The sequence below is a fragment of the Pseudomonas sp. UBA7500 genome, from assembly GCF_002478435.1.
In the GTDB taxonomy this organism is placed as follows: Bacteria; Pseudomonadota; Gammaproteobacteria; order Pseudomonadales; family Pseudomonadaceae; genus Aquipseudomonas; species Aquipseudomonas palmensis.
On record NZ_DLNW01000047.1, the window covers coordinates 195,994 to 206,837 of the forward strand.

12 protein-coding genes are annotated in these 10,844 nt (G+C 51.9%); 3 read left to right on the top strand and 9 right to left on the bottom strand.

The window, feature by feature from the left end; genetic code table 11:
* Positions 1-152: 152 nt before the first annotated feature.
* The 3 genes from B4I46_RS25485 to B4I46_RS19990 all read right to left on the bottom strand — a co-directional run bounded on the left by B4I46_RS25485 (position 153) and on the right by B4I46_RS19990 (position 2,289).
* The gene (locus B4I46_RS25485; protein WP_313717810.1) at positions 153-419 is read right to left on the bottom strand and encodes an antitoxin Xre/MbcA/ParS toxin-binding domain-containing protein; all 267 of its coding nucleotides are present in this window, start codon (positions 417-419) and stop codon (positions 153-155) included.
* A gap of 137 nt (positions 420-556) precedes the next feature.
* Positions 557-1,054 carry a hypothetical protein gene (locus B4I46_RS19985; protein ID WP_286901494.1) on the bottom strand — a complete coding sequence of 166 codons (498 nt, stop codon included), beginning with the start codon at positions 1,052-1,054 and terminating at the stop codon, positions 557-559.
* 503 nt (positions 1,055-1,557) lie between these two features.
* Positions 1,558-2,289, bottom strand: coding sequence for a metallophosphoesterase family protein (locus B4I46_RS19990; protein ID WP_286901495.1), 732 nt, complete (start codon positions 2,287-2,289; stop codon positions 1,558-1,560).
* A 221-nt stretch (positions 2,290-2,510) separates the two neighbouring features.
* On the opposite strand from B4I46_RS19990, the gene B4I46_RS19995 reads away from it, so the two are divergent.
* Positions 2,511-2,978, top strand: coding sequence for a helix-turn-helix domain-containing protein (locus B4I46_RS19995; protein ID WP_286901496.1), 468 nt, complete (start codon positions 2,511-2,513; stop codon positions 2,976-2,978).
* A gap of 86 nt (positions 2,979-3,064) precedes the next feature.
* Here B4I46_RS19995 and B4I46_RS20000 read toward each other — a convergent pair whose 3' ends face one another.
* From B4I46_RS20000 to B4I46_RS20015, 4 genes are all read right to left on the bottom strand, one after another.
* On the bottom strand, positions 3,065-4,534 hold the full coding sequence (locus tag B4I46_RS20000) for a hypothetical protein (RefSeq protein ID WP_286901497.1): 1,470 nt from the start codon (positions 4,532-4,534) through the stop codon (positions 3,065-3,067).
* A 16-nt stretch (positions 4,535-4,550) separates the two neighbouring features.
* On the bottom strand, positions 4,551-5,522 hold the full coding sequence (locus B4I46_RS20005) for an AAA family ATPase (protein ID WP_286901498.1): 972 nt from the start codon (positions 5,520-5,522) through the stop codon (positions 4,551-4,553).
* A gap of 13 nt (positions 5,523-5,535) precedes the next feature.
* The gene (locus B4I46_RS20010; protein WP_286901499.1) at positions 5,536-7,404 is read right to left on the bottom strand and encodes a hypothetical protein; all 1,869 of its coding nucleotides are present in this window, start codon (positions 7,402-7,404) and stop codon (positions 5,536-5,538) included.
* Positions 7,405-7,526: 122 nt separating this feature from the next.
* Positions 7,527-8,210 carry a hypothetical protein gene (locus tag B4I46_RS20015; RefSeq protein WP_286901500.1) on the bottom strand — a complete coding sequence of 228 codons (684 nt, stop codon included), beginning with the start codon at positions 8,208-8,210 and terminating at the stop codon, positions 7,527-7,529.
* Between the two features lie 379 nt (positions 8,211-8,589).
* Between B4I46_RS20015 and B4I46_RS20020 the strand changes: the two genes are divergently transcribed.
* Together B4I46_RS20020 and B4I46_RS20025 are read left to right on the top strand one after the other, a co-directional pair.
* Positions 8,590-8,904: a GNAT family N-acetyltransferase gene (locus tag B4I46_RS20020; protein ID WP_286901501.1), complete on the top strand. Its 315-nt coding sequence runs from the start codon at positions 8,590-8,592 to the stop codon at positions 8,902-8,904.
* A 53-nt stretch (positions 8,905-8,957) separates the two neighbouring features.
* Positions 8,958-9,458 carry a DUF4019 domain-containing protein gene (locus B4I46_RS20025; protein ID WP_058540192.1) on the top strand — a complete coding sequence of 167 codons (501 nt, stop codon included), beginning with the start codon at positions 8,958-8,960 and terminating at the stop codon, positions 9,456-9,458.
* 173 nt (positions 9,459-9,631) lie between these two features.
* Here the strand turns inward: B4I46_RS20025 and B4I46_RS20030 are convergent, their stop codons facing one another.
* Positions 9,632-10,036 carry a DUF2251 domain-containing protein gene (locus B4I46_RS20030; RefSeq protein WP_123752687.1) on the bottom strand — a complete coding sequence of 135 codons (405 nt, stop codon included), beginning with the start codon at positions 10,034-10,036 and terminating at the stop codon, positions 9,632-9,634.
* Between the two features lie 78 nt (positions 10,037-10,114).
* Complete coding sequence (locus tag B4I46_RS20035) at positions 10,115-10,834, bottom strand: TraX family protein (protein WP_054914505.1); 720 nt, start codon at positions 10,832-10,834, stop codon at positions 10,115-10,117.
* Between the last annotated feature and the right edge of the window lie 10 nt (positions 10,835-10,844).

Consider the following 10,844-nt stretch of genomic DNA (forward strand, 5'->3'; position numbering starts at 1 on the left):
CTGGATTCAAGGTCGCGGAAGGTGGTTCCGATCGCACGATGGGTCGGCGCCAGGCATAGGCTGCAATAAATCGCCTTGATCCAAATAAGCCCCGCTGGTTTGGCCGTGCGGGGCTTACCCCGACAGGCGAGCGAGGCGTGCGTTGATCAGGACTATGCGAGGATGCCATGGTCAAGACGCATGAGCAGCTTACAAATGTCGTCATACCCTGAAGGAGTGCACACTAGGCTGCAGGGGGCTCGAAAGCCTAGTCCACGCACAGGCCTCTTCAACCAGTCTTCCGCGATCTTCGAACTTCCGAATACCTGCAGTGCAATCATCGCAACCTGGTCATATCGGCTCCTAAAGCAGCGATGCTGACCACTCCATCCAGAGAATGACGAGTGCACACAGGGGGCGATGATTTGAAGCTCACTCATACGGCATCCTCGATAAACCTTTGATCATCACGATTGGGATTTTACGATGCCGCTCAGGTAGCTTTGATCCCGCATCGCGGCGAACATAAGCCTGTACCTGGCGGCCGGCACCAGGCCAGGCAGGTAGCTGCCGACGGCTAACGAACGACAACGCCGTGAGTGGCTAATTCGTCTACCAGCGTCTTACGACGAAGCATTTTGGGGATTTTGAACAGGCTTCTATAGCTGTAGAAAAAGCAGACAGGGATGAACAAGAGCCCGACGCCGTACGTGGCGGTCGCGATGATCAGGCCCGCGGGAATCGCCGCAAGCCCAAACACAATACCTTTCAGAACGCTTGATCTAGCGACCAGCCGCATATGGTCTAGGTCATACTCGACCTTGCCGTTACCCTTTTCAAAAGCCACGAGAACAATTGATTTTTTATTCAAATGCTTGTAGTACCAAGTTCGCGGGCTGTCAGTCACAATGGCACCATGTCGCTTTAAGTAATCCAACATCGCAACTTCTTTGAAGTGAAAAGTTTTCCCCTCACTATCTTCGCAACGTACCTGATCGTAGAGCGCGTCGATATCACCGCTCGCCTTTAGATTGTAGTTCTTGACCGTGAGGGTCATCTTTTTCAGGTCGGACATACCTTTCCTTAAGTAGTGGATGCTCTGAGGCGCCTGGTGAGCAGGCGTGTGTGCTCACCAGGCAGAAGTAATTGGCTCAGCCGTTAGGTGCCGTCAGTCATGGCCGGGTTCTTCAGGTAACAGGCCCACGGGTTGTCGAGGTGAAAGCTCAGCCGGCCTTTCACTCAACCATGCGGGTAATCGGGCGATGACGGTTCACGCACCTATTTGAGAATGCTCCGATAGGTCAGAGACAATCACGTAATGATCGAGACCAGTCATGCTTTGCACCAAGGTGTAACCCCCCCTCTGCTTCACAATACGAAGCTCGGGCGTCACAACAGTCATGCCATCGCTACTGATGCCCGACAGATCGCAATAGACCATTGCGGTGACCCGATTACCCACGCGGGCCGCGTCCATGAGGTACGCGTCAACCGTGACTCCCCAATCGATGCCGGCTGCCTGTACAACCCGCGGTGGAAGTCCGATCAATTCACAAGCACTCACGCTACTCACCATTCCTAGTCAATTTCGATAATTTTGTATGGGTCGAATCCGCAGTCTTCACCTGGATAACCGCGCTGGTTTGACAGCAAACGGCATCCACCCAGGACAGTGTCGATGGAGAAATGGGTATGGCCGAACGCCCAATAGTCGGCCCGCTCCATTAAGGAGTGCCACCTGTTGTAGTACGCAGCGCTGACATGCCCATCGTGCTCCTCCCCCGCCACCTCGGCCAATGGGGCATGGTGAGTGACGACAAACGTTTTCCCCGCGAACGGCCGCTTCAGCTCCTGGCTAAGAAACTCCCGCGTGGCGTGGTTCTTGGCAATAAGGTCGGCCGGCCGCAGGCGCCGATAATTCGAGTCCGCTCTAATCATTTTGAAGTCATTCATGGCCCGGCTGCAGATCATGGATGCGGCGGCCGTGTCGCCAGTGGCTGAAAAATCCGTCCATGCAGTCCCCACCAGAAATTTCACGTTTCCCAAGGTCAAGGACTCGTTCTCCATCACATGGACGTGGGCCGCTGCCGCCGCTCGCATCTTCTCGATTGTTCGATCGAGATGGCCCTTGTAGCACTCATGATTGCCAGCGCAGTACACAACTGGAGTCGTGAAGGTATCGTTTGCCCACAAAACACCTCGCGCTTGCACATCAATGTCGCCGGCGAGCACCACCACATCCGCCGACACATCTGGGGGGATGAAGCGGTCGAATTCGTTGTGCAGGTCTGAGTAGATGAGGACTTTCATGGACTGGTGGTTTGGCCTGGCTGCTGGCATGCGCTCACAGGGTCGAGACCCGATTCGCTGCACGCCGAAGCTGAAATTCGGTTTAAGCGTATATTGATAAAACCCGCATGGCAGAAGGGCCCGCTGTCGACGAGCATACCCAGTGCAAAGCCGCATGACTATAGTCACTTGCGTATGACGACGCAAATTCAGCATATCGTTCCGTTTGCACGGATCCGATTATGTCGCTTCGCTCTGCCTACGCATCGGCTTTGCAGTACCTCCGCAATCATCGCGACTCATCCAAGCAGGAGCTGGCCCATGCGGCCGATCCCTCCTATTTGAGCCGACTCGAAGCAGGTTCGCGCTCAGTTACCCTTGACGTCAGCCAGCAAATTGCCGAAGCGCTTGACGTGGATCCGCTCACCCTTTTGGTGCTGACATACGCCGCGGAACGCGGTGTGACGCCGCAGGAGATTCTGGAGCACCTGGAGAGCGACCTGAAAGCCACACGGCTGCTCCATTGTGAGATCCCTCCGCTACCTTCAAAGGCTATTCATCCTGTAACCGCTGCTGCTGAAGAGTTGCGCGCGCAAATTAAGGATCTTGCGGCTCAAGGTTTAAGCCAGGCAGAGGTTGCAAGGCAGCTAGGGGTCAGCCGTCAAACTGTTAGCAACCATTTGAAGAAACTCGGCTTGCAGGCCACCTGACACGTGAGTGAGTGTCAGGCTGGCTAAATACTTTCTAAACACTCAACGGAAGAAAACTGCTGGCGACTTTATTCATCTGCGATGGTTCAGATGTAAAAATCGCACGAGCCTGAGGCTCCCTTTGAAAAGTTGTGAATGGCGCAATAGATTGTGTGCCTATCGAGCCTTCGAAGCTCTACATTGCTATTGATGACCAGTCGGTGCGGGCTCTGGCACTTTCTACAAACGCTGGCTAGGACTTCTGGATTTTTCATAAATACGTAGGCGCCCTCACGCGCAGGGAGGCCACGATTGCGACCAATTTCAAAGATGCCCGAGTATCTGCATGTCCGTTTGGAACAAAAGAATTGAGAGCTGAACATGATGCATTCTGCGCCGGTTTTTTCGTAGTTTGCTAAACCATCGAGCACCTCATAAAAGGAGCGCAATACACTGACAGCGTCCAACTCAAAACTTGCCCCAATACCTCCATTATTCAAATTGATGGTTCTTTGCTTAAATCCGACTGTGCAATCATAAGAGCAAGCGCTCCAAAAAAAATAATAAGGCGGAACTTGCCAGTACTTTGCGCAAACCAAGGCATAAGCAAGGACGCCAGGGCATATCGCTCTTGCATCCATCTTTACCCACTCTTCTTTGCCAAGTTTTTTAAGCTTTTTGAGACAGGATCGATGAGGTTTCACATAGACGCGAAAAAGGTACCTGCGCAACGCCCGGACAACCGCTCGCATTTCAGTACTAGATATCACCCGACTGCCTGCAGGCATCAACTCATTATTGCAACATGCATACGCTGGAAATGTCCGTGAGCGCAAGGTGTGAGGGGGGGTATTTCTGAAGACAACAGTCGACTCAGAATGCCTAGTAGTGAAACCTGGCACGCCCAGTCGTTCAACTAAGTAGCCAAGCGCTACGTGGACATCTTGCAACGCACTGGCATGATTTACAGCGATCACATCATAAACTGTCTCGCCTAACAGTTCGTGACCTCGCTGAGCCCACGTGAAAAACGTATTGCACCAAGTCCGTATAACGTCAGCTAGATCTGCAGGCAATGGCTCGTTTTTTGCAACCCTTAAGATAATTGGGATGTGTTCACAGATACTTTCAGCGTTATAAATACCCTTCTGTATGGCCCACTGCTGATCAAGAATCTTTGAGCACTGCTCACATCGTTCTAGGGCATCTCCATGCCAAGGGCAGTGGGTGACAACGCCAAAGTAAAATACCACGGAATGGTAACCGTACTTTATACATTGAGGACAATGTCGGATCTGAACTCGCTCTCTCTGACTTGTTAAATCATGATCATATTTTTTAGGAGCCGGAAACCAACCATCGACAAATGATAGTTTCAGATCTACAGGTGACATTCCCAGTTCTGTGCTCAAGTCATGCAATGAGCCTGAGCAGTTCCACCATGTTTCCTGGATTGGGTTGCCCAATACGAAAACCTGCAGAGCATGATAGTCTGCGAGGCAATTACACCTCAGAATATCTAAGTAGACCTGCCATGAAGAAGGATATGATGCAACCATGGCAGGGTAAATGAGCATATTGCCACCTGGATAATTATTTTTTAGTCAGATTAGTTGTGTAGCTTGCCAAGTTTGCTTCCGCTACGGCTGCTTTAATGACATCCTGTGGAAGTTCAAACCCCGCATGATCGAGCTTTTTTGCGCGAATTAAGATCAGCCTGCATACTTCTAGCACATGAGCAGTCGGAAAAAGCTTCAAGCTTGCCTCGCGAATAGCTTGCTCCATTTGTAAAAAAATAAGCTTTGCGCTATCAGCCAATCTGAAACCGCCTGCGAAGGCTAGTGGTAGAAAGAACTCCGTATATGTGCATTTACTATTCGAAGGGTAGGTCATCTTCTCGTCAAAAAGTGTGAGGGTTTCCGTAAGCCATCCAACATTCTTGCAGTGCGGCAGGTCGTACACTTCATTCAAAAACCGGACAAGTAGTTCGGGTCGCCCTTGCTCCCTCAGCAAGGTAATTGAGTCATCCACCTGTGTCTGGGCGAATCCGATCACTGTCATATCGATCCCCTGCAAGGCGAGTTCGTTCTGCAAGAACTGGAGGTGTTCATATTCATGAATCAGCAATGCCTGCATTTCGTCAATCAACAGAACGAAATGCCTGCCATTCACCGACCTGAGCTTGTTCTCGATTGCCGCCATAGCATCTCGGCGCAGGTTTTCGAGTTTTGGCTGATTCGGGATTGCAAGATTCAAATTCCTCACAATCGTACGGATTATATGTTCATGGCGGCGTGGATCCGCAGTGATCATTAAGCAAAAACGATCTCTGAAACTTTGCCCTTCGTCAATGGCCGCACGTGAAAGCCGGCAGGCTGTGGACTTTCCCATTTGGGGATAAGCCCGGAAGCAGATACTCCTCTTATGCAGCATGACGCTCTCTGCGACAATATTTAACACTGGGGGTATGCTGGGCGTGACAATCGTATAGTCTTTTATAATAAGAGGATGGTTGGGGAAGTACTTAAGCTGCATCGCCAAATCTGTCGGCTCATAAACTTCCATCGACCGTTCCTCGTTAAATCTTCTTGATTAATGCGTCAATGTCTACACTATCCTCAGGCAACACCCATTCCCGCTCAGGAGCAGGGCGAGCAGGAACATCTGTCGTGGAGGTTGTCCCCCCACCATTTTCACTGTTCGTGCTCCATTCCATCTCATGCCTCAAGCGATCCAATTGCGACGCCAGTTTTTTCGACTTCGACTTGGTCTGAAGGCTGTGCTCTAGCTCCGTTGCCAGATGGTTATGAAAAACCACGACAGGACTTTGGCCCTCAACATTGCTCACAGTCTTTTTGCGTTTTCCGCTATTAACTGCTTTGCGGGTCTTCCTGGAATGTTTGACATCTTGCCAATGACCATCAACTTGGAGAGCTCCTAGAGAGCGCCCATCCAAGCGATACGCATAAATCGTCCGTAAGTCACTCTCATTGATTTTAAGAGTTATTACTTGATTGATGAGATCACTTGCCTTTCTGAGGTCGTCATTGGAATAGCGGGCCCGCTCGAAATTCACATAGGGCCTGATGCCATTTTCAATACTACCTCGTACTGTGCGCCTTTCTGATCTCAGCGCCAAGGCGATCGTATTCATCTTGTCAGTAGGTAGGAATCTAGGTATGAAATGATTATTTCCCTGACGTAGCCGCTGCTCTATAACTTGCAGCGGGGTTAAGAATGCCTTTCCTTCAGTTGGCTCTGCATTATGATTGGCAAAAACAGTGTAGCAGAGCTGCTCTAAATAGGAGCTTTTAATATTGTATCTCACTGCTGCTTTGCCTGCGCTGTCTCCTGAGTTGTCCCCAGGTCGAGATCCCACTGTGTTTACCGAGCGCTGAAACAATTCGCGTTCAAATTCTAAAAAAAGTCTTTCAATTCCAGGGCGTCTTTCAAAACGTCTAGGCGGGCCGTATTCCACAGCCCAACCTAGCTCCTTGCGAAGCTCGCAACTGACTTTTGTGGACAAATGCGCCAGTGCGTTGTCCAGCCGCAAAACTGATGGTACTACGCAGGCAAGTTCAGGATGAATCTCAGTGGGGAAGCCGGCGCCGGGTTTGAGCTCTAGATCTGGAATGAGCATATCAGGCTTTGGTAAATTTCGACTGAGCATCTCCCGTAACAACGAGATGACGTCTTCTGCATCTGCGTCCAGGCCGTACACCACATGAAACCACAACACTGCGAAGGAAGATGGTTCCAAAGCCACAATTACGTGGAGACGCTTAAGTACTACTGAGCTTACCAGGCCCAACGAATTTTCGAATGCGATTACAAACTCAGAATCGACGGTATGACTATCGATTATTGCAGAATCATACAGGTTTTTCAGGTTCGCTAGCGTGGACTTACCCCTCCCTACTGCCAAATGCGCAACTGCAGACACGTCACCTATGATATGAACGGCACGATCAAAATTTTCAGCACGAACTCTGCGAGTGAAGTCTGAAATCGTTTTAATACCGTAACTCTCGGTTGTGTAGGGCCATGCATCTTTGGGGTGGGATTTTTTCTCCAGAAACTTTATGAAGCTATGATGAACCGCTTTTGGCTTTATTGCAGTCTCATGTATGACTACATTTCCAGTGCCAGACTGAGGCTTCTCGCACTTCAAGATCAACGCTCGTAGATAGTCCTCTAGATCGGGGTATTGTTGAAATAGGAGGCCAAGCACTCCGGAAAGGCCACTCCCACCTATTCGCGGTGTAACTGGGGCCGTTCTTTTATAGATTTTTATTTGAATATTTCGTATCAACCCCGTATATCCGTACACAACGCCACGCGCATCGACGAGAAGACATTTCGCAATGAGCTTTCTCAGATAGTTGCCGCCAATCTTGGTTTGTTGCTTTATCACTGAAAGCGAAGCACCTGCCATATACATTTTCAAGGCAGAAACCCTACGATTGAACGTGTTCCGTGCATCCTCAGAAAACGAATCAGTGCAAACAGGCTCCCATGGCATCGTTGACTCAAGAAGCCGTATCGTGGTCGCACGACTGTTTCGTGCTGTCATGGTAAAGACCACCGGGTATTGTTACCAAACCCATCGACGCTTGCTTCCACTTTAATGGTGCCCGATAAGATCATTTGGCACATCGCACCAAGCGCGAGCGCAGTATCTTGAATCGGAGTGCTGGCTAGGAGTGTGCGCACATCCCCGCCCTTTTGCACTGAAATCGTCGAGTGAATTAAATCCATTTCTTGTTTAAGATTGTAGCTGCGCACCTGCGAGGCAAACGCAATGACCTTTACCCAAAAGCCGAGGTTCTTGCTCGCCAAATAAAAGTTTGTGCTTGGCAGGTCTACAAGCGTGCCTGTTGAAATGGCGCTGCCGACCTCCTTGAACCAGACGGGAACGCGGCGCACCTCATCCTTAGCATCGTCGCTTTTGAAAATCCTGTGCAGCTCAACAGCGCCATCCACGCAAAAGACTTTAGTGCATTTGATGACTTCGAATTTATCGTCTGCCGCTGGTTCCTCTGCCGAAACCTCGACCTCGACGCCAAGCTTGAAGGTAGCCACCTTTGGATTGGGCTCCAGATTTGTAACCCAGTGCAGAACCTCACAATCACCAACCAGCGCAATATCTTCCTGCAGCTTGTGGCTATAAAAAAGCCAAATGCTGTAGTTATTGCCCGTCGCCTTTCGTGAGGCTGTGAGCTGCCGTCTTAGGTGGGTTCTCGGGCTCGCCATGCTACCTACCCTGTCACTAAGGGATGTGAATTGCTTCCGAAAGCTTAGCTTTGCAGCAGGAGGGTATAGGAACTATTCGCAACAAAGTGGAGGGTTGAAATTTCAATCGGCGATGAAAACCGGGGGTTTACGGCTGTCGCTGGTGTGGATGTCTAGAAATCGTTGACTAAAGGGTTAACGGGAGTGCGGCCATAGGGTCACTATTACTTCTTTCCGCGTCCAAGGATTCACATTTACTACTGGCGAACGGAAACAACCCTAGTGGCTTACGTGCACGCGCAAGCGGCTGGCTTTTATCAAGCTGCTGATTTATAAGGGGGTTGTTGGAGGGCTAAAAGTGTCAGGTTTACTTCGGCGGACTCAATCCAATGTCGTGGCAATGCGCGAACTCTACATCCCTGCATCACAGACAATTGTCATCGAAGACAAATCGGCGGTTCAGGGATTTTGCTCGTTGCTGGACAACCAACTGGCGGCACTGTTCGTGGACCCTGACCAGCAAGGCCGTGGGCTGGGTCGTCAATTGCTCGAGCACGTCAAATCGTTGCGCACCGAATTGAGCCTGGGGGTTTACAAGGAGAATTCACGCAGCATCTCTTTTTACCAGTTTCAGGGTTTTACAGTGATCAAGGAGCAGATCGATCCGCAGACAGGCCATGCCGAGTACCTGATGAGCTACAAGAGCCACCTTTAAACGTCTGGACACCACATTCGTCCGTTGGACCCCTCAATCTTCGAGGTTTTTGCATGAAGCAATGTTTCGCCGTTCTAAGCAGCCTGTTACTGATTGCCGGTTGCGATGTTTCATTCAACACAAACGCCAGCGGTACACAGGCGTCCGCAGTCGTAGTCTCCGATCCAGGCTCTGCGCAACAGCAACGCCTGGTGGTCGATACCGCTGTGCAGTTCCTGATGTTGCTCGATGCCGGAAGAACCGACATGACCTGGGCCACAGCGGGCTCCGCGCTCAAGGCAACCACGACCGAGTCGAACTGGGTAAAAGGCATCGGGACGTTGCGCATGGGCCTGGGCGAGCTGAAGCAACGTGATCGAGCACAGATCACCTTCACCAAACAGCTGCCTGATGCGCCGCCTGGGCATTACGCTGCAGTTCAGACCCAATCGGCCTTTTCGAACCTCACCGTAACCGAGGCTGTGCTGCTGGCTGAAGAAAACGAACAGTGGCGCGTTGTCGGCTACAACCTCAGTAAAACCGTCGAAGTTGCTGCAAAAATGCGGCTCTTCTAGTAGCGTTCGTGAGGTTGGATTCGCAGCGGTTCAAAGGGCCCCTGCTACCCGCTAAACTAGCCTTTTCTTATAACTCAACTAAAGGACTATTTAGTTGAGTTATATTAAAATGTGGAAAGCAGCTGGTCACGCCTACCTGTACCCTGCCCCCTCCTGGTCAATTTGCTGCCTCATCAGGCAAACAATTTCAGCGCATCGTCATTCCACTCATGGCCCTGCTCCGACCAGCCGTTACCCACAGGTGGTGGAAATGCAGTATGGCAATAGCCCTGCTTGCCCGTGAAATCAAACACGGCATGAGGGCGATCGTTGATCAGCAATACCGCCTTGCTATGGTCCATGGACCAGCCGACCTTCACTGTCGAAGGCTTTTGCCGATCAGTTACCTCGTCCACGTTGTAGATGTGCAACGCATCCTGAATCGGGTTATCGGTAGCGGTGGTGTCAAGTGCATAGAAGTAGCCGGTCTCCTCGTCGTCCTCGAACACCACAACAAAGGCCCCCTCCTGTGCGGGCGCCTCGACTACAGTGGCTTGGCCTACGATGAGTTCCTGCTCTGCTGCGAGGTAGATGGGCATGCGAACGGTCCTTGTCACCGAATAAAAAGAAGGCGCGAATGATGCCTAGCCTTGCGTAGTGCTCGCAAGGCCCGGCACTCACATAAGTTTGCGTATGACCTGCAGCGCGCCAAGATGCACCGGGTAGAACCAGTACGCCCAATGGCGTACCGGCCAGATGCCGGTGGTGAGAGGCATGCGTAACAGCCACAGGCCGAACAGCGGTGCAAGGAACGCGGTGCCGAGTACCGCCAGTGAGTAGGCGTCCACTTCCATCGCCCTCGCCCACAAACTGCTGCGGGTATTGACCGCCACGCTGAGCAAGGCCGGCACCAGCCATACCGGCCCCGGCCGCTTGATGGCCAACAGCAGGGCCGCCGGCAGCAGGCAGCCGAGAAATCCGTACATCAGCCGCTCGTCCAGCCAGGCGGCCGCGACAGCGGCGCCCACGGCCAAGGCAGCACTGAGCGTGTTGCGATGCTGAAAGCCCCAGGCAATCAGCAGCCCTAGGGTCAGGGTGAACATCACATTGAGGGCGCCCAGCGCACTGATGGGGCGGTAAACCCCTTCGGATATCACGCTGAACACCAGCATCCAGCCCAGGTAGCGCGTGTTGCTTTGGCTGAGCAACTGGCCAGGGCGCGAACGCGCGACGTTGGCGGCGATCGCCAGGCAAAACAGCGGGAACGCCAGCCGTCCGGGTATGAACAGGGCGTGGGCGTCGGGCCACAACAGGCGCAGATGATCCAACAGCATGGTCAGCATGGCCAGCCACTTGATCAGGTCCAGCGGGATATCGCGCCGTGTCGCTACAGTCATGGCTCCTCGT